Annotated in this window: 14 protein-coding genes and 1 pseudogene; 13 read left to right on the top strand and 2 right to left on the bottom strand. The window is 61.2% G+C overall.

Annotation, left to right across the window (positions count from 1 at the left end):
• The 6 genes and pseudogenes from EFB14_RS05950 to exoR form a co-directional block, all read left to right on the top strand.
• Nucleotides 1-151: pseudogene (locus tag EFB14_RS05950) on the top strand (IS5/IS1182 family transposase); the annotation flags it as partial.
• 409 nt (nucleotides 152-560) lie between these two features.
• Nucleotides 561-1,442, top strand: a complete 882-nt coding sequence (locus tag EFB14_RS05945; RefSeq protein WP_126823520.1) for a PopZ family protein — start codon at nucleotides 561-563, stop codon at nucleotides 1,440-1,442.
• 117 nt (nucleotides 1,443-1,559) lie between these two features.
• Nucleotides 1,560-4,403 carry a valine--tRNA ligase gene (locus tag EFB14_RS05940; protein WP_126823518.1) on the top strand — a complete coding sequence of 948 codons (2,844 nt, stop codon included), beginning with the start codon at nucleotides 1,560-1,562 and terminating at the stop codon, nucleotides 4,401-4,403.
• A gap of 399 nt (nucleotides 4,404-4,802) precedes the next feature.
• A complete protein-coding gene (locus tag EFB14_RS05935) occupies nucleotides 4,803-6,080 on the top strand; it encodes an OmpP1/FadL family transporter (protein WP_126823516.1) in 1,278 nt (425 codons plus the stop codon).
• 228 nt (nucleotides 6,081-6,308) lie between these two features.
• Entirely contained in the window at nucleotides 6,309-6,779 is a 471-nt protein-coding gene (locus EFB14_RS05930) for a hypothetical protein (RefSeq protein WP_126823562.1), read from the top strand.
• Between the two features lie 19 nt (nucleotides 6,780-6,798).
• Nucleotides 6,799-7,602, top strand: a complete 804-nt coding sequence (gene exoR, locus EFB14_RS05925) for an exopolysaccharide production regulator ExoR (protein ID WP_126823514.1) — start codon at nucleotides 6,799-6,801, stop codon at nucleotides 7,600-7,602.
• Between the two features lie 71 nt (nucleotides 7,603-7,673).
• Here the strand turns inward: exoR and xth are convergent, their stop codons facing one another.
• Together xth and erpA are read right to left on the bottom strand one after the other, a co-directional pair.
• Nucleotides 7,674-8,465, bottom strand: a complete 792-nt coding sequence (gene xth, locus EFB14_RS05920) for an exodeoxyribonuclease III (RefSeq protein ID WP_126823511.1) — start codon at nucleotides 8,463-8,465, stop codon at nucleotides 7,674-7,676.
• A gap of 228 nt (nucleotides 8,466-8,693) precedes the next feature.
• The gene (gene erpA / locus EFB14_RS05915) at nucleotides 8,694-9,026 is read right to left on the bottom strand and encodes an iron-sulfur cluster insertion protein ErpA (RefSeq protein WP_126823509.1); all 333 of its coding nucleotides are present in this window, start codon (nucleotides 9,024-9,026) and stop codon (nucleotides 8,694-8,696) included.
• A 234-nt stretch (nucleotides 9,027-9,260) separates the two neighbouring features.
• Here erpA and EFB14_RS05910 point away from each other — a divergent pair, with 234 nt between their 5' ends.
• From EFB14_RS05910 to EFB14_RS05880, 7 genes are all read left to right on the top strand, one after another.
• Nucleotides 9,261-10,478: a deoxyguanosinetriphosphate triphosphohydrolase gene (locus EFB14_RS05910; protein WP_126823507.1), complete on the top strand. Its 1,218-nt coding sequence runs from the start codon at nucleotides 9,261-9,263 to the stop codon at nucleotides 10,476-10,478.
• A 63-nt stretch (nucleotides 10,479-10,541) separates the two neighbouring features.
• On the top strand, nucleotides 10,542-12,299 hold the full coding sequence (gene argS, locus EFB14_RS05905; RefSeq protein WP_126823505.1) for an arginine--tRNA ligase: 1,758 nt from the start codon (nucleotides 10,542-10,544) through the stop codon (nucleotides 12,297-12,299).
• 61 nt (nucleotides 12,300-12,360) lie between these two features.
• Entirely contained in the window at nucleotides 12,361-15,561 is a 3,201-nt protein-coding gene (locus EFB14_RS05900) for an SPOR domain-containing protein (RefSeq protein WP_126823503.1), read from the top strand.
• A gap of 167 nt (nucleotides 15,562-15,728) precedes the next feature.
• Nucleotides 15,729-16,742 carry a beta-N-acetylhexosaminidase gene (gene nagZ / locus EFB14_RS05895; protein WP_126823501.1) on the top strand — a complete coding sequence of 338 codons (1,014 nt, stop codon included), beginning with the start codon at nucleotides 15,729-15,731 and terminating at the stop codon, nucleotides 16,740-16,742.
• An 18-nt stretch (nucleotides 16,743-16,760) separates the two neighbouring features.
• Nucleotides 16,761-17,618, top strand: a complete 858-nt coding sequence (locus EFB14_RS05890; protein ID WP_126823499.1) for a segregation and condensation protein A — start codon at nucleotides 16,761-16,763, stop codon at nucleotides 17,616-17,618.
• On the top strand, nucleotides 17,615-18,319 hold the full coding sequence (gene scpB / locus EFB14_RS05885; RefSeq protein WP_126823497.1) for an SMC-Scp complex subunit ScpB: 705 nt from the start codon (nucleotides 17,615-17,617) through the stop codon (nucleotides 18,317-18,319). Before EFB14_RS05890 ends, scpB begins: the two co-directional genes overlap by 4 nt.
• A 182-nt stretch (nucleotides 18,320-18,501) precedes the next feature.
• Entirely contained in the window at nucleotides 18,502-18,693 is a 192-nt protein-coding gene (locus tag EFB14_RS05880) for a twin-arginine translocase TatA/TatE family subunit (protein ID WP_003538990.1), read from the top strand.
• The last annotated feature ends 51 nt before the right edge of the window (nucleotides 18,694-18,744 follow it).

Raw genomic sequence — 18,744 nt, 5'->3', positions numbered from 1 at the left:
TGCCGATGCCAAGCAGCTTCACGGGCATCGCTATGCCCGCTTCCGAAGTCGCACCCGCGTCGCATGCCAGTGCCTGTTGGCTGCGGCCGCCCAAAACATCAAGAAGATCGCAATGGCCCTGACAAAACCACCAAAACCGGCCACGGCGTAAGCCGAAACCTCTCTTCGCCCTCCGCCAAAACACAACCGGCAAAAAATCCAATCGCCAAAAAAGCAAAACCCGCCGAAAAAATCGACGGGTTTGTCAGCAGTCTGTGGGCGCCATCGGCGCCCTTTTTTGTCAGCGCCGCTGGAAAGCCTTCACAAACATTCTCTATCCTGAATCCGCCGCGTCGGACCGGATGGCTGCGACGCACAGGGACTTCCGTTTCATGTCTGTCGTCACCCTGAAATCGCTATAGATTTTTCGGCGGCAAACATTGGGTAACAAAACTGTGCATGGCCGCATTCATTTGATTCGCGATGATTTTTTTCACGCCTGGGGTATTCTAAGGTCGTGGTGATTCGGATGAACGCTCTCCACACCATCCGGTCGTTGTTTTGGGATAACGGGGATAGATATGGCTCAGCCAAGTGTAGCGCGTGAACCGTCCATGGAAGAAATTCTGGCCTCCATCCGCCAGATCATCGAAAGCAATGAGCCCGGTGCCGGCAAGGCGATTTCAGCATCCCTGCCGCCAGTCTATGGCACCGACGAAGATGAGAACGGTTCCGAAATCCATCTGACCGTTGACGACACCTATGCCGGCGTCGAATTTCCCGAACCGGCCCTGCGCTCCTCCGATCCGCGTTTCGTCGCCGCCAATTCCGCCGGCACCGCTCCCGAACCTGAAGTGCCGGCCCGCGCGCTGTCGCTGGCCGATGTCGCCGCCCGCGTGCGCGCCGCCTCCGAGCGCAGCGCCGCACAGGCCGGGCAGGCGCTGCGTGAAATTCCGAGCGCCTTCCGTCAGCTCGAACCGCAGCCGGCCTTGATGCCGGAGCCGCCGCGCGCCGAAGCGCCACAGCCGGAGCCTCAGCCGGCTCAGTCTGTTTTCCCCGTCGCTCCGGCGCCAGTTCAGCATGCTCCGGTCCAACAGCAGCCGGCCGAGCCGATGTTCGCGGAAGCGCCGAAAGTTGCGGTCGCCGAGCCGGCGCCTGCTGTCGAAGCAGCGCCGCCGGCACCGGAACCGGCCGTGCAGTCGTCGACCGAGCGTTTCCTGCCAAGCGTCATGGAGGAGGTCCAGCCGACGCTGCTTTCGGAAGATGCCGGCCTGCAGATCAGCCGCTCTTTCGAAGAACTCGCCGCGGCGATCGATGGCGCGGAGCGCCGCTCGCTCGACGAGATCGCAGAGGACATGCTGCGGCCGATGCTGCGCGAATGGCTTGATGATAATCTGCCGACGCTGGTCGAGCGGCTGGTGCGCGAGGAAATCGAGCGCGTGGCGCGCGGCCCGCGCCGCTGATCGGATTGCTTTTTTCCTGAAAAGCCGCTCCGGTCTCCGGGGCGGCTTTTTTATTGACTTGGCCGTGCCCATCCTATTTACAAACGCCCATCCTCGAACCTCGAAATTGGTCAGAAAATGCTCGACAAGACCTATGATTCCGCTGCCGTCGAACCGAAAATCGCCGCGAAATGGGATGAGGCGGACGCCTTCCGCGCCGGCGCGAACGCCAAGCCGGGGGCCGAGACCTTCACCATCGTGATCCCGCCGCCGAACGTCACCGGTTCGCTGCACATGGGCCACGCGCTCAACAACACGCTGCAGGACATCCTGGTGCGCTTCGAGCGCATGCGCGGCAAGGACGTGCTCTGGCAACCGGGCATGGACCACGCCGGCATCGCCACGCAGATGGTCGTCGAGCGCAAGCTGATGGAACAGCAACTGCCGGGCCGCCGCGAAATGGGCCGCGAAGCCTTCATCGACAAGATCTGGGAGTGGAAAGCTGAATCGGGCGGGCTGATCTTCAACCAGCTGAAGCGCCTGGGCGCCTCGTGCGATTGGTCTCGTGAGCGTTTCACCATGGACGAAGGCCTGTCGCAGGCCGTTCTCGAAGTCTTCGTCACGCTCTACAAGGAAGGCCTGATTTACAAGGACAAGCGCCTCGTCAATTGGGACCCCAAACTGTTGACTGCCATTTCCGACATGGAGGTCGAACAGCAGGAGGTGAAGGGGCATCTCTGGCATCTGCGCTATCCGCTCGAGCCTGGTGTCACCTATCAGTATCCGGTTGCCTTCGACGAGGAAGGCAAGCCGACCGAATTCGAGACGCGTGACTATATCGTCGTCGCGACGACGCGGCCGGAAACGATGCTGGGCGATACCGGCATTGCCGTGAACCCTGAAGATGAGCGTTACAAGCCGATCATCGGCAAGCATGTCATCCTGCCGATCGTTGGCCGCAAGATCCCTGTTGTCGCCGATTCCTATGCTGATCCAACGGCTGGTACCGGTGCCGTCAAGATCACGCCAGCACATGACTTCAACGACTTTGACGTCGGCAAGCGGGCCGGCCTGCGTGCGATCAACGTCATGAATATCGACGGTACGATCGCTATCAAGGACAACGAGGATTTCCTCGAAGGTCTCGACCATCCCGCGGCGCTCCATGGCGCCTGGGACCGTCTGGAAGGGCAGGACCGCTTCCATGCGCGCAAGATCATCGTCGAGATTTTCGAAGAGGCCGGTCTCCTCGACAAGATCGAGCCGCACAAGCACATGGTCCCGCATGGTGACCGTGGCGGTGTGCCGATCGAGCCGCGGCTGACGGAACAATGGTTTGTCGACAATAAGACTTTGGGGCAACCCGCGCTGGAATCTGTCCGCGAGGGAAGAGCCCGGTTTATTCCGAGGAACTGGGAAAACACCTATTTCAACTGGCTGGAGAACATCGAGCCGTGGTGCATTTCCCGCCAACTCTGGTGGGGACATCAGATTCCTGCCTGGTATGGCCCGGATGGTCAGGTCTTCGTCGAAAAGACCGAGGAAGAGGCGCTGCAGGCTGCGATCCAGCACTACCTCTCGCATGAAGGGCCGATGAAGGCCTATGTCGAAGACCTGCTCGAAAACTTCAAGCCGGGTGAGATCCTGACGCGAGACGAGGACGTGCTCGACACCTGGTTCTCCTCAGCCCTCTGGCCATTCTCGACACTCGGCTGGCCCGACCAGACGCCGGAACTCGCGCGCTACTATCCGACGAATGTTCTGGTGACCGGCTTCGATATCATCCCGTTCTGGGTCGTTCGCATGATGCAGATGGGTCTGCATTTCATGAAGGACGAGAATGGCGATCCCGTCGAGCCCTTCCATACGATCTACATTCACGCACTGGTCCGCGACAAGAACGGGCAGAAGATGTCGAAGTCGAAGGGCAACGTCATCGATCCCCTGGAACTGATCGACGAATACGGCGCTGACGCGCTGCGCTTCACGCTGGCGATCATGGCCGCGCAGGGCCGCGACGTGAAGCTCGATCCGGCCCGCATCGCCGGCTACCGCAATTTCGGCACCAAGCTTTGGAACGCCACGCGCTTTGCCGAGATGAACGGCGCGAAGAGCGATCCGCATTTCGTGCCGGAAGCCGCCGAGCTCACCATCAACCGCTGGATCCTCACGGAACTTGCCCGTACGGAACGTGACGTTACGGAAGCGCTTGAAGCCTTCCGCTTCAACGACGCCGCCGGCGCGCTCTACCGTTTCGTCTGGAACGAAGTGTGCGACTGGTATCTCGAACTGCTGAAGCCGGTCTTCAATGGTGAGGATGAGGGCGCCAAGGCTGAGGCTCAGGCCTGCAGCGCCTATATTCTCGAAGAGATCTATAAGCTGCTGCATCCCTTCATGCCCTTCATGACCGAAGAGCTCTGGGCGCATACGGCGGGCGAAGGCAAGGAGCGCGACACGCTGGTCTGCCATGCTGAATGGCCGGCGCCGTCCTATGCCGACGATGGGGCTGCTGACGAGATCAACTGGCTGATCGACCTCGTCTCCGGTATCCGCTCTGTGCGCGCCGAAATGAACGTGCCGCCGTCGGCAACCGCGCCGCTCGTCGTCGTCAAGGCCAACAACCTGACGCGCGAGAGGCTGTTCCGCCACGACGCGGCCATCAAACGGCTCGCGCGTGTGGAAGCCATATCGCTGGCCGACGATGCGCCAAAGGGCGCCGCTCAGATCGTCGTCGCAGAGGCCACCATCTGCCTGCCGCTCGGCAATCTGATCGACCTTTCCGCCGAAAAGGCTCGCTTGGAAAAGGCGATCGCCAAGACGGACGGCGAGATCTCCCGCATCAACGGCAAGCTGTCCAACGAGAAGTTCGTCGCCAATGCCAATCCCGAGGTGGTCGAGGCCGAACGGGAGCGGCTCGAGGAACTGGAGGGGCAGATCGCAAGCTTGAGGATTGCACTCTCGAGGGTGAGCGAAGCCGGTTAAGCTTCTCAAGCCCATTTGGTAAGTTATTTCAAAGACGCGCCGTTCGCCGGCGCGTCTTTTTTGCTGTCGTGGAGTGAGCGATTCGGTCCTGAAAACGGCCGATTTCGGGCTTCCAGCCTGTGGATTGTGGTCTTGGGAGCCTCTGGCTGGCGAAAACTGCCACTGTTGTCGGATTGATACAGCTTCTGCAATGTTTGGAATGAATACCCAAAAGCTGCCCGAAAAGTGATCCGTCTCGGAATAAAATTTTATTAACCAGATTTTTTGACGTGTCCGTCAATTTCTTTACGTAAATTAGCCGCTGGAACGATGGGAAGCGCTGTCAGGGCGCGCGTTGCCATATCAGGCGAACACTTACTAGAGTGTCGCCACATCAATTGCTGGAGTGGGGGAGACACAATGGCATCGCGTATGTTTTCCAAGGGCGTAACGTCGCTCGTTCTTCTTTCGTCGCTTGCATCGCCGTCCTTCGCCGGCGGTCTGGAGCGCGGCGGATACAATGTCGACCTTCTCTTCGACAATTCGCGGTTTTCCGTCCAGTCCGGCGCCACCTATGTCATGCCGCAGCGCAAGCTGAAGAATGTCAAGGACACCAAGGCGAGCGATGGTCTCGGCACCAATGGTATCGGTGACGGTTCGACCACCGCCGACGATACCGAGAATTATTGGGTCCCCTATCTCGGCGTGAAGGTTGGTTTCGGCGATGCGATCGATTGCTTGGGCGACTATTCCACACCCTTCGGCGCGCATACCAATCCCGGCACTGACTGGCTGGGCGTCAACAACAACATCGAAACCAAGATCAGCACCCGCAACTACGGCCTGACCTGCTCCTATCGTTTCGATATGGGACCCGGCCAGCTTCGCCTGATCGGCGGCGGCTTCTACCAGACCGTCGAGGGTTTCAAGACCCGCCTTGTCGCGCCGATCACCACACCGCCGGCCTCGCTGATCTATGACGGCACCGGTCGTCTGGAGCTTTCTGACCAGGCCTGGGGATGGCGGGCGGGCATCGCCTACGAAATCCCGGAATACGCATTCCGCGCCAGCCTGCTCTACAACAGCAAGGTCAAGTATGACGATCTCACGGGCACGGTTGACCTGACCGAGGTGCCGAAGGCCGTCAATCCCAGGAATCCCTATCTTGGCGTCGTCACCCCGGTCTACGGTTCGGCTGAGGCCCCGGATTCTGTCGAGTTGAAGCTGCAGAGCGGCATTGCGCCCGACTGGCTTGCCTTCGGTTCGGTCAAGTGGACGAACTGGAGCGTGCTGCAGTCGATCGCCTTCTGCCCGAAGGCCAACAAGGGCGTCGTCGCCTGCAACGGCAGCACCCAGCTCACCTCGCTCGATCTCTTCTATCGCGACGGCTGGACGATCGGTGGCGGCGTCGGGCACAAGTTCAACGACCAGTGGGCGGGCGCCGTCAGCCTGACCTGGGATCGCGGCACGAGCCAGGGCTATGGCTCCCAGACAGACACGTGGACGCTTGGCGCAGGCGTTTCCTACACGCCGGTCGAAAATGTCGAATGGCGTCTTGCCGGCGCGCTCGGCATCATGACCAGCGGTGAATCCGGCACCTTCGTGTATAAAGGCAAGACCTACGGCGACGACGTCTCCTATTCCTTCGGGGATGATCTGGTCGCGGCCCTCTCCACCAGCGTAAAGATCAAGTTCTGATCCTGCGCCCCAAGTAGAAGTCTCCGAGCCCGGCAGTCTGCCGGGCTTTTCTTTGGGCGCTCGGCAAGACAAACGACGTTCTGATTTGTGACGATTCAGCAACACTTTTTTACGACGGTTGGCGTATGGTGGCGATGGGGCGAATTTGTCCATTTCCCGCCACAAAGAGAGCGCAGCGGTATTTGCAGGCGAGGAGATGGCAGACTTACGGTGCGTGTAACTAGTAGCATGGGTCGAATTTTTTCCGGTAACACCAGATCGTACGGCGCGATTGGCGACAATCGTTGGATTGCCGCCGTTTCTCCCTCCGAACAAGGCTGTTCCGGCGGCAAATCCGGCCCCACGATGACGTCGTCGATCCACTCACGATCGTTGTTTTCGGTCCACTCACATGCACGGCCGAACTTCGCCGGAGAAGTCGATACCGGTTTGGTCACATTTACTATTTACGAATGCGATAAAGGCGGGAAGGCGGATGCCGCGCCCACCAAAAGAGTGCCACAGAGATTGCAGTCGGACCATGCCGGAAGCCGGGTGGTTCTGGATGACATGCTGGAAATACGGTCTTTGAGAAAAGGCCAATGGGCTGGATGCGACGCGGGCAAAGGAGCCATGGAGCTTGCCGCGGGATCGCTCGCCTCGAAGGATTACATCCGCGGGATGCACGGCGTAAACGCCGCCGCTACCTGCCAGGGATGAACGAAAGAAATCGGTTGAAATGGTGACGTCCGAGTTCAAATTGTTCAAGTTCATGCTGATGGGCATGTCGATGGCCGTTGCGCTGGCACTGACCTGTCCAGCCCGTGCATTCGACATCAAGGCCGGCGTCAACAAGGAATCCGGTCCTTTCGATCTCTTCAAGTTCGGCTTCAAGGCCTATAAGAACGGGCAGAAGGAAGAGGCGGTCGAAGCCTATAAATACGCCGCGGAAAAGGGCCATACCGGGTCGCGCTGGGCGCTCGCCAACATGTATGCCGACGGCGACGGCGTCGCGCAGGACGATTTCGAAGCCTTCAAGATCTATAGCGAGATCGCCCAGCAAGGTGTCGAACCCGGTTCGGAAGATACCGGCTTCTTCGTCAACGCGCTGCTCTCGCTCGCCAATTATTACAAGCACGGGATTACCGGCAGCCCTGTTAAGATCGACCTTACCCAGGCCCGCCAGCTCTATTTCCAGGTCGCCTCCACCTTCGGCGTCGCCGAGGCGCAATTCCAGCTGGCCCAGATGATGCTGGCGGGAGAGGGCGGTTCAGCCAGCCCGCAGCAGGCGAAGAAATGGCTGAACCAGGCCCGCAAGAGCGGTCATCCGGGCGCCATGGCCGTCTTTGGCAATATTCTTTTCGACGAAGGCCAGACCGCGCGCGGTCTGGCGCTGATGACGGCAGCACTCGACCGCTGCAAGCCCAAGGATTGCAACTGGATGGAAGCGCTGCAGGAGCAGGCCTTCTCGGTTGCCAACGAAGCCGACCGCCGCACGGCCATATCGCTGTCACACACGATCGCAAGCGGCTCCGACGACTAATGCATGTCGCCTGGACGTGCGCAGCGGTTCCAGGATAATGACATGCTTAAAACAGAGCTTGAGAAAAAACCTCAGGCCGCGAAGTCGAAATAGGCGATCACGGGCACGTGGTCAGATGGCTTTTCCCAGGCCCGCACATGTTTTTCGATCGCCGCTGACGTCATGCGGTCGGCGGCTTCCGGCGACAGCAGCAGATGGTCGATGCGGATGCCGTTGTTCTTCGGCCAGGCGCCGGCCTGGTAATCCCAGAAGGAGTAGAGCTGCGTCGCGTCCGTCGTCGCGCGCACCGCATCCGTCAGGCCGAGGTTTTCGAGCCTGCGGAATGCTTCCCGTGTCTGCGGCAGAAATAGCGCATCGTTTTCCCAGACTTTGGGGTCGAAGCAGTCGTGCGGTTCGGGGATGACGTTGTAATCGCCGGCAAGGATCAGCATCTCCTCATAGGCCAGCCGTTCGGCGGCGAACGTCCGCAGACGCTCCATCCAGGCAAGCTTGTAGGGATATTTCTCCGTTTCGACGGGATTGCCGTTCGGCAGATAGATGCAGCAGACGCGCAGGATGCGCGTGTCGGCCAGCGTGAACACCGCTTCGAGGAAACGTGCCTGCTCATCCAGCGGATCGCCAGGCAGGCCGCGATTGACTTCGAAGGGGGAAGTCTTGGAAAGGATCGCCACGCCGTTGAAGCCCTTCTGGCCGTGCGTTTCGACGTGGTAGCCGAGCGCCTCGATCTCCAGCCGTGGAAACCCTTCGTCGACCGTCTTTATCTCCTGCAAACAGACGATATCGGGATTGGAATCCTTGAGCCATTGCGTGAGATTGTCGATGCGCGCCTTGACGCCGTTGATGTTCCAAGTCGCGATCTTCATCTCTTCGTCCTGTTGGCTTAAAGCATGTCGCGCAAAAGCGTGCGGCGGTTTTGCGATGACGACATGCGGAAAACAAAAGACCTAAAGCGTGGCAAGCGAATCTGAAAGATCGCGACACGCTTTAGCGCGCTTCTTTTATCGCGGTCTTTCATAACAGGACAAGACGACAAACCGGCCGGAAGCAAAACTTCCGCCGGTTCGATGGGGACAATGCTGTAGGTCGGATGTTCAGATCGAGAAGCTGGTGCCGCAGCCGCAGCTTGCCACCGCATTCGGGTTCTTGATCTGGAAGGATTGACCGAGCAGGTTGTCGACGAAGTCGATCTCCGAACCCGCCATATAGACGAGCGACAGACTGTCGATCAGCACCTTGGCGTCGTTCTTTTCAACGACGATGTCGTCGTCATCAGCGCCTTCGGCAAGGTCGAACTTGTAGGAAAAGCCCGAACAGCCGCCGCCTTCGACGGAGACGCGCAACGCGCTCTTGCCGGCCTCGGCGCTGACGATCGCAGCGATGCGCTTTGCCGCGGCATCTGAAAGGGTTACACTCGTATCCGTCATGTTTCCTCCTGCCGGGGTCAAGATCCGGAGAGAATGGGTTTTGGCACTCGAATGTTCAAATGCCTGATATCTAAGGAACTTATCATGATCCTCGCGAAAAGGCCATGATGCGCTGAAGCGGTTAAGAAAGCGCCTCTTTGCCGTTCGCCAGGCTATAGGTATGAAGAGTGCAAAGCGGCGTCAATGGGCAGATGCGGCAACAGGCAGAATGGCGGTGAAGAATGACGGTGAAGAATGACGATTGACAGGCGTGCTTTGGGTTTCGGCAACAGCGAAAGGGCAGTCTATGCGGCGGACCCCTGGACCACACGCGGGCGCCTCTACCAGGAGGACGAAAGTCCGACGCGCTCCGATTTCCAGCGCGACCGCGACCGTATCGTCCACACCACCGCCTTTCGCCGCCTGAAGCACAAGACCCAGGTCTTCATCGCCCAGGACGGCGATCATTATCGCACCCGGCTCACCCATACGATCGAAGTGGCGCAGATCGCCCGCGCGCTCGCCCGCGCCTTGAAGCTTGATGAGGATCTGGCCGAAGGCGTAGCGTTGGTCCATGATTTCGGCCACACGCCGTTCGGCCATACCGGTGAGGATGCGCTGCACGAGGTGCTGCTGCCCTATGGCGGCTTCGACCACAATGCCCAATCGCTGCGCATCGTGACCAAGCTGGAGCGGCGATATGCCGAATTCGACGGCATCAACCTGACATGGGAAAGCCTCGAAGGCCTCGTGAAGCACAATGGTCCGCTTCTGACGCCGGAAGGTGTGGGCACGCGCGGCCCCGTTCCCCAGCCGATCCTCGATTACTGCGAACTGCACGATCTCGAGCTTGCAAGCTATGCCAGCCTCGAGGCCCAGGTCGCGGCGATCGCAGACGACATCGCCTATAACACCCATGATATCGACGACGGCCTGCGTTCCGGCTACCTGACTTTCGACATGCTGGAGGAAATCCCGTTCCTTGCCGGGCTGATGGCGGAGGTACGGGAGCGATATCCCCATCTGGAGCCGAGCCGCTTCACCCATGAGATCATGCGCCGCCAGATCACGCGTATGGTCGAGGATGTGATCGGCGTGGCGCAGGAACGCCTTTCCCTCATCCGCCCACAGAGCGCCGGCGACGTGCGCGCAGCCGATCGGGTGATCGCCACGTTTTCCGAGCAGATGGCCGAAACGGACAGGCAGATCAAGGCGATGCTCTTCAAGCGCATCTACCGCAATCCCGATATCATGCGCATCCGCGCCGGTGCGGCCAAGATCGTCACCGATCTCTTTGGCGCCTACATGGCCAACCCGAAGGAAATGCAGAGCCACTACTGGGTGGATCATATCGCTGGCCTCTCCGATGCGCCGAAAGCCCGCCATGTCGGCGACTATCTCGCCGGCATGACGGATACCTATGCGATCAGCGCCCACAGGCGATTGTTTGACCATACTCCGGATTTGCGATAGGCAGCGGTCGCCCGCCGAGGGCCGATTTGAGCCTTTGGCACAGCCTATGCATGGAAGAGTGTGATGAACCTTTTTACCGACTTCGAAGCCAGGATCAAAACCGCCCTTGAACAGATCGTTCTGGTCAGGGAAAAGCGATCTGAGCTCGATTTCGGCCGCATCACCGTCGAGCCGCCGCGTGATGCGAGCCATGGCGATGTCGCGACCAATGCCGCGATGGTGCTGGCAAAGCCGCTCGGCTCCAATCCGCGCGCGCTTGCCGACATCATCATCGCCAAGCTCAAGGAAGATGCCGACGTCGCCGATGTCTCGGTCGCGGGTCCCGGTTTCATCAACATTCGCCTGTCCGTCGGTTACTGGCAGCGGCTGCTCGCCTCGATGATCGGCGCCGGCACCGAGTACGGCCGCTCGACGCTTGGCAACGGGCTGAAGGTCAACGTCGAATATGTCTCGGCCAATCCGACCGGTCCGATGCATGTCGGCCATTGCCGTGGCGCCGTCGTCGGTGATGCGCTCGCCAACCTGCTCGCTTTTGCGGGCTACGGCGTCGAGAAGGAATATTACATCAACGATGCGGGCTCGCAGATCGACGTGCTCGCCCGCTCCGTCTTCCTGCGTTATCGCGAGGCGCTTGGCGAAAAGATCGGCGAGATCCCTTCAGGTCTTTACCCGGGTGACTATCTCGTGCCGGTCGGCCAGTCGCTTGCCGCCGATTACGGCGTGCGGCTGCACAACATGCCTGAAGAGCAGTGGATGCCGATCGTCAAGGATCGCACGATCGACGCGATGATGGTGATGATCCGCGAAGATCTCGCGGCGCTGAACGTCCATCATGACGTCTTCTTCTCGGAGCGGACGCTGCATGCCAATGGCGCGGCCGCGATCCGCACGGCGATCAACGACCTGACCTTCAAGGGCTTTGTCTACAAGGGCACCCTGCCGCCGCCGAAGGGCCAGCTTGCCGAGGACTGGGAGGATCGCGAACAGACGCTGTTCCGCTCGACCGAAGTGGGCGACGATATGGACCGGCCGCTGATCAAGTCGGACGGCTCCTACACCTATTTCGCCGCTGACGTCGCATACTTCAAGAACAAGTTCGACCGCGGCTTCAATGAGATGATCTATGTGCTCGGCGCCGACCATGGCGGCTACGTCAAGCGCCTGGAAGCGGTTGCGCGCGGGGTCTCGGACGGTAAGGCGAAGCTGACGGTGCTGCTCTGCCAGCTCGTCAAACTTTATCGCAACGGCGAGCCGGTTAAGATGTCGAAGCGCTCGGGCGATTTCGTCACGCTCAGGGAAGTCGTCGAGGAAGTCGGCCGTGATTCGGTCCGGTTCATGATGCTTTACCGCAAGAATTCCGAACCGCTCGACTTCGATTTCGCCAAAGTGACGGAACAGTCGAAAGATAATCCGGTTTTTTACGTGCAGTACGCACATGCCCGTTGCATGTCTGTCTTCCGGCAGGCGAGGGAGGCTTTCCCTGACCTCGAAGTTTCACCCGAGGATCTCGCCAAAGCCGTTGCTGGCATTGACGATCCGGCCGAATTGCAGCTTGTCGCCAAGCTCGCCGAATTCCCCCGTGTCGTCGAGGCGGCCGCCCAGTCCCAGGAGCCGCATCGCATCGCTTTTTACCTCTACGACCTCGCCAGTTCGTTCCACGCGCATTGGAACAAAGGTAAAGATCAGACGGACTTACGATTTGTTAATGATAAAAACCGAGAATCAAGTATTGCCAGACTTGGGCTGGTGTACGCCGTCGCGTCGGTTTTGAAGTCGGGACTTGCCATTACAGGCACTGCCGCACCTGACGAAATGCGATAACGTCACCATTTCCCCACAATGCGCTGGCATTTGAGCGTTGGCGTTTGCGAGTGGGATAGGCATGGCTGAGAAACAACTTGCGTATGATACGCGCGGAAAAAGCGATCTGTTTGCCGACGACGATCCGTTGGCCGAACTCGCCCGTATCGTTGGTTTCGAACCGCGCGTTGCGGCAAACACGGTAACCGAAGAACGGCGCGAGCCTGCCCTCGATCTCGATGAAGAACTCGTACGCGAATTCGACCGTTACGATTCGCCGCGTCCGCTTGCGGAGCTCGATCGTCCAGCCGAACCGTTCGCTGAAGATATCTCTGCGGAGGATTATATCGAGCCGGTTCTCGATGTTTCCCCCGTTGCCGAAAGCACAGAGGCTCCTGAGCCGGTTTCCGTCGCTCCCGTCGAGGAAACGGCAGCACCGGCTGACAAGCGCTGGGACGCGCTCGCCGCCGACTGGGCGGCCGGGCCGCAACAGCAGCTCTCCGTCGAGCCCGCCTCCGAGGCGCCGGTGCAATCGGCCTTCGGCGGTGCGCGCGATCTGATCGAGGAGCTCGAACTTTCGATCGGCGCAGCCCCGGTCTCTTCGATCGCGCAACCCGCCAAGGCGCCGCAATGGTCGGCCGCCAGCATCCGGCTGCCGCTTGCCAATTTCCATGCCGCGAAACGCGAGGAACCGGTTGTTTCACCAGAGCCGGTGATTGAGCCGGCCGCCGTGCCGGTTGCTGAGACGTCGTTTACAGATCTGCCTGAGGTGAAGCCGGAGCCGGTGACCGAGCAGCCTGCGCCTGTCGCTGCTGTCGAACCTTCCGAGGAATTCGAATCCGCTGCTCCGTCGCTCGGCTATCCCGCCGAACTCGATCGCCATGATGATGAGGTGGCGACGCCGGAAGAGACTGCCGAGGCCGAGGATTTCGTCGAGATCGAAGACGAACTGCAGGATTTCGGGGACGATGCCGGTTTCGATCTCATTGCTGCGGCCGTCGAAGGCGAGATCCAGGCCGATGCGGCGTTGACCGAGGTGGTGCCCGAAGTGCCGCACACTGCCGGCACGTTCGATCTCGACGATCTGCTTGCCGACGTATCGCGTTATCCTGTGCCGCAACGGGCCAATCTCGCGACGCCTGTTGTGCCGCAGCCCGAACCCGTCGAAACAGCGCCCGTCTTTGCTGTCGCGCCTGCACAGCCTGAGGCGATCGTGTCTGCGCCGGTCGCGGAAGCGCCCGTCCGGCCCGCTCGGGTAGAGCCCGCTCCGGCCTATGCTGCCGAAGCCGCAAGGCCGATCGCGCCGCAGCTTGCCGAGGTTGCTCCGCCGCAGCCTGCCGCACCGTCATATTCGCGGGCGCCGCAGCCGGTACAGGAAGCCGACGATCCCTTCGCCGGCCATGATTTCGAGCTGGATCTTGCCGGCATCGAGCTGGAGCTCGCCGATCTCGACTTCTCCGAGCCTGCCCCGGAGCAGCAGCCGCAGGCGATAGCCCCCGCGCCCAAACAGGCAACGCCTGTGCCGCAGCCGGAAACGCCCGCCCGCCCGCAGGCGACCATCGCGCCTGCAAGGCCCGCGTCTACCTTCGCTTCCGAGCCGCAGGCCCCAGCTCCGGCTCCGGTTTTCAACTGGGCGCCTGCCGCTGCCGCTGATTCGACCGAAGACCTGCCGTTCGATCCAGCGATGATCTCCGACCCGGAGGATCGTCCCGAGACCGTCGATGACATGCACGTGCCGGCGCTGCCGCCGGTCGAGCAGCCCGCCCCGGTCGCCAAGACCGCGGATTTCGATTTCGATCTCGATGCGGAAATCGCGAGCTTTTTTGAACCGGCCAAGCCGCGGGAAACGCCCGTGCCGGTCCGGGATACGGCGGCTGCCGCGGCAAAGCCGGTCAAGCCCACCATCGCCGACGGCCTCGATGATTTCGAGCGGGCGCTGGAGGAGGATTTCCGCCGCAGCGTGCGCGAGCCGGTCGAGCGTCGCGAGACCTCCGAAGTCCGCATCGAATCGGCAAGCCAGGCCGCTGATTTCAGCCGCGCCCGGTCGATGCGTCGCCTGCTTGCCGGAGCCGTCGTGCTCGTGGTTTTCGGCGGCGTCGGTTACGGCATCTATTCCTCCGTCTGGAAGGGCGAGGGGCTCGGCATCGTCTCGTCTGGCGAGCCGCGCGTGATCGCGGCCGACAAGGAGCCGGTCAAGGTCGTTCCGGAAAATCCGGGCGGCAAGACCGTGCCGAACCAGGACAAGGCCGTCTATGACCGCGTTGCGGGTTCCGCCGAGGAGCCGAAGCAGAAAGCGCTCGTTTCCTCAGATGAGGCGCCAGTCGATGTCGTCCAGCGCACGCTGACGCCGGAAGCATTGCCCGAGGACGATGAGAACGCCGGGGCCAACGACCAGATCACGCCGACTGCGGTCGGCGAGACGGAAGATCCGCGTCTGCTGCCGAACCAGGCCGGTGCGGACAACAGTTCCCCAAGCGATGCCGACAAGGCGCCGTCCGTTTCGCCGCGCAAGGTCCGTACGATGATCGTCAAGCCCGACGGCACGTTGGTCGCTCGCGACGAACCGGCACCCGTCGACCAGCCTGTTCAACCTGCCCAGCCTGCGCAATCTGCCCAGACGACATCGCCGGCTCAACCGGCGTTGGCGGCTCCGTCAACTCCGTCCGCGCAACCGGCCCCGTCCATGCCTCCGGTTGGCGGAAAGGCTGCAAGCTTCCCGACGAGCGCCGAGGTTGCTTCCGTCGACGCTCGTTCCGCGGCACCCGTCGAAACCGCACCGGCACAGACGTCGGCTGTCGGCAATGCCGACGCGCAGGCCGCAAATCCCGCCCCGGTCGATGCGCCGGCGCGGCCGGTCAAGACCTCGGCGATCACCGATACCGCTCCGGTTCCGATCGCCCGCCCGGCCGAACAGCCCGTCAACGTCGTCGGCACCGTTACCGAGAAGGGCAATGTCCGGCCACCTGCACAGCAGCCGAAGACCACGCAGGTTGCAGCTGCCGCACCGGTTGCCGCTCAGCCGCAACAGGCCGCTTCGGCCGGCGGCTACGGCATCCAGATCGCGTCGCTGCCATCGGAAGACGAGGCGAACAAGTCCTTTGCCAGCCTGTCGAAGAAATTCGCCAGCGTGCTTGCCGGTCGCAGTCATGAGATCCGCAAGGCCGATATCGCGGGCAAGGGCACTTTCTACCGTGTCCGCATTCCGGCCGGCTCCAAGGATGAGGCCGCGGCACTGTGCGAACAGTATCGCGCAGCGGGCGGAACCTGCCTGATCTCCAAGTAACGTCAGATCTTTGAATAGGAGGGCGGCGGGCCGGATCGGTCCGCCGCTCTTTTTTGTGCATCGCACCCGACCTTAAATTGTCTCTGCCCTAAATTGTCTCTGCCCTGACGAAAACCTGCTTCGGCAGACTGCTTCAATCTGACCAGGAAAGGCTCTAAGATTCTGGTATGACCGAATCAAAAGCGATGATCCTTGGCTGCAGCGGCCTTGCCCTCACATCCGAAGAAAAGGCTTTCTACCGGGGCGAACGGCCCTGGGGCTTCATTCTCTTCGGGCGCAACATCTCCGAAGCGCGGCAGATTTCCGATCTCGTCGCCGAACTGCGTGAAAGCGTCGGCTGGCATGCGCCGGTCCTGATCGACCAGGAGGGTGGGCGCGTCCAGCGCATCCGCCCGCCCGTCCTCTCGCGTTATCCTTCCGGCCAGGCGCTCGGCGATCTCTATCGACGTGACCCGGCGCTCGGCCTGCGCGCCGCCTGGCTGATGTCGCGGCTGCACGCCTTTGATCTGTCGAGCCTCGGCATTGATGTCGATTGCCTGCCGGTACTCGACGTGCCGGTCGAAGGCAGCAGCAACGTCATCGGTGACCGCGCCTATGGCGACGATCCCGAGACGGTCATCGCCATGGGCCGCGCTGCCGCCGAGGGGCTGAAGGCCGGCGGCCTGCTGCCCGTCATGAAGCATATGCCGGGCCACGGCCGCGGCTTTGCGGATTCGCATCTGGAGCTGCCGGTCGTCACCGTTGCGCGCGACGAGCTGGAGGCCCATGATTTCCCGCCCTTCGTCGCGATGAAGGACGAACTGATGGCAATGACCTGCCACGTCGTCTTCACCGCCATCGACCCCGACAATCCGGCGACGACCTCACGCAAGGTGATCGACGGCGTCATCCGCGAGTGTATCGGTTTCAATGGTCTGCTGCTCTCCGACGATAGCTCGATGAACGCACTTTCCGGCACGATCGGCGAAAGAGCGGCGAATATCATTGCAGGCGGATGCGATATCGTGCTGCATTGCAATGGCAAGATGGACGAGATGCTGGATGTCGTGGCAAATGTTCCTCCGCTTGCCGGCCTGTCGCTTGCCCGCGCAAAGGCGGTCGAAGCAGGCTTTAGGGCGCCGGATGCGGCCGACGAAGCGGAATTGAGAGCGGAATTCGAGGCGATGTTTGCGACGGTCTGATCGTAAGGGAGTTGTTGAGTGAACACGGTCAAGGGCACGGAACGTCCCCAGGCGGCAACGCCGATGGACAAGCTGTGGCAGGATAACGGTGCCGAGCGCGCCAGCCACGAGCCGGCGCTGGTGATCGACGTTGCCGGTTTCGAAGGCCCGCTCGACCTCTTGCTCTATCTCGCCCGCAACCAGAAGGTCGACCTGTCGCGCATATCAGTGCTGGCGCTCGCCGAGCAATATCTGCAGTTCGTCGAAAGCGCCCGGCGCATCCGCATTGAGCTTGCCGCCGATTATCTCGTCATGGCCGCCTGGCTTGCCTATCTGAAGTCGCGGCTGCTCATTCCTCAGCAGGTCAAGGATGACGGTCCTTCCGGCGAAGAACTGGCGGCAACGCTCGCCTTCCGTCTGAAACGCCTCGAAGCCATGCGTCAGGCCGCGGAGGGCCTCGTCAACCGCAACCGCCTCGGCCGTGATATCTTTGCCCGCGGCGCGCCCGAGCATATTCCCGACCGGCAGCAATCCGCCTATGTGGCGAGCCTCTACGATCTCCTGACCGCCTATGCGGCGCTGCGCCAGCGTAATGCCGTCACCCAGGTCACGATCGAAAGGCGTACCGTCTGGTCGCTGACCGATGCTCGCGAGCTGCTGACCCAGATGATCGGTGAGATCGGCGACTGGACGGCGATGGAGCATTATCTGCTGCGTTATCTCGCAGCGCCCGAGGAACGTGTCACGGCGATCGCGAGCGCATTTGCCGCCTCGCTGGAGCTGGTGCGCGAGGGCAAGCTCGAAATCCGCCAGGACGGCGCCTTTCAGCCGATTTACATGCGTCGCGGTCCTAAACACGCCACCCTGCAGGTGGTGGAACAGGAGCAGCCGGTTTGATCGATCCCAGGGGTGAAGAGGATTTCGAGGACCAGGGCCGCGACCTCCAGGCCGAGATCGAGGCCGAACGCATCGCCGAGGCACTGGTCTTTGCTTCCTCGCAGCCGGTTCCCGAAGCTTTCCTCTTCGAGCGCCTGCCCACGGGCGCCGACGTGCGCGCAATCATGCTCCGCCTGAAGGAGCAATATGCTCCGCGCGGCGTCAATCTCGTGCAGATCGAGGGCGCCTGGGCCTTCCGCACTGCTGCCGACCTCTCCTTCGTCATCCGCCGCGACGACAACGAGGTGAAGAAGCTTTCGCGCGCCGCATTGGAAGTGCTGGCGATCATCGCCTATCACCAGCCGGTCACGCGTGCCGAAATCGAGGATATCCGCGGCGTCCAGACCTCGCGCGGCACGCTCGACGTGCTGATGGAAGCCGGCTGGGTGCGTTTCCGCGGTCGCCGGCGCACGCCGGGCCGGCCGGTAACGCTCGGCACGACACGCGATTTCCTCGACCATTTCGGCCTCGAAGAACTGCGTGATCTGCCCGGTCTCGAAGAGTTGAAGGGAGCGGGCTTGCTGTCGGGCCGCATTCCCGCGAATTTCAATATTCCCTCGCCGTTGATGAACGACGAACTGACCGAGGACGAGGACCCGATCACCCAGATGGACCTCGAGGAACTGGGGTTGCTGGCGCCACGCGGCACCTCTGAAGATTGAGGGGCTTGCGTCTTGCTTTTGCCATGCATGGCGAAAACAATGGAGCCAGCACTTTTCGATGGGTCAATGACTTGTCACAAAGGGCGATACCGTGACATTAAGCTCAGTTTGAAGGGCTTGATGTTGGAAACGGTGTCGGAAATCCTTACATCGTGGGAACATAGAAACAGGGAGTTAACGTAATGGGTTCTTTTAGCATGTGGCACTGGCTGATCGTTCTGGTCATCGTGCTGTTGTTGTTCGGTCGCGGCAAGATTCCGGAACTGATGGGCGACGTTGCCAAGGGCATCAAGAGCTTCAAGAAAGGCATGACGGACGAAGACGCGCCGGACACCGCAAAGACCGTCGATCACAAGGCCGACGAAACGAAATAACCAAGTCCGGGAAAAAGCGCAGCCCCCGCGCTTCCCGTCTAGGAGCCTTGC

It is taken from the genome of Rhizobium fabae (assembly GCF_003985135.1).
In the GTDB taxonomy this organism is placed as follows: domain Bacteria; phylum Pseudomonadota; class Alphaproteobacteria; order Rhizobiales; family Rhizobiaceae; genus Rhizobium; species Rhizobium pisi.
Note: the sequence above shows the minus strand (reverse complement) of the source record. Positions and strands in the feature narration are given on the sequence as shown.

Coding starts and splice junctions, on each gene's coding strand:
- nagZ (WP_126823501.1), top strand. CDS start 15,729: ATGACCGAATCAAAAGCGATGATCCTTGGCTGCAGCGGCCTTGCCCTC.
- EFB14_RS05910 (WP_126823507.1), top strand. CDS start 9,261: ATGACGATTGACAGGCGTGCTTTGGGTTTCGGCAACAGCGAAAGGGCA.
- EFB14_RS05900 (WP_126823503.1), top strand. CDS start 12,361: ATGGCTGAGAAACAACTTGCGTATGATACGCGCGGAAAAAGCGATCTG.
- EFB14_RS05935 (WP_126823516.1), top strand. CDS start 4,803: ATGGCATCGCGTATGTTTTCCAAGGGCGTAACGTCGCTCGTTCTTCTT.
- exoR (WP_126823514.1), top strand. CDS start 6,799: ATGGTGACGTCCGAGTTCAAATTGTTCAAGTTCATGCTGATGGGCATG.
- erpA (WP_126823509.1), bottom strand. CDS start 9,026: ATGACGGATACGAGTGTAACCCTTTCAGATGCCGCGGCAAAGCGCATC.
- EFB14_RS05880 (WP_003538990.1), top strand. CDS start 18,502: ATGGGTTCTTTTAGCATGTGGCACTGGCTGATCGTTCTGGTCATCGTG.
- EFB14_RS05940 (WP_126823518.1), top strand. CDS start 1,560: ATGCTCGACAAGACCTATGATTCCGCTGCCGTCGAACCGAAAATCGCC.
- EFB14_RS05945 (WP_126823520.1), top strand. CDS start 561: ATGGCTCAGCCAAGTGTAGCGCGTGAACCGTCCATGGAAGAAATTCTG.
- argS (WP_126823505.1), top strand. CDS start 10,542: ATGAACCTTTTTACCGACTTCGAAGCCAGGATCAAAACCGCCCTTGAA.
- xth (WP_126823511.1), bottom strand. CDS start 8,465: ATGAAGATCGCGACTTGGAACATCAACGGCGTCAAGGCGCGCATCGAC.
- EFB14_RS05930 (WP_126823562.1), top strand. CDS start 6,309: ATGGGTCGAATTTTTTCCGGTAACACCAGATCGTACGGCGCGATTGGC.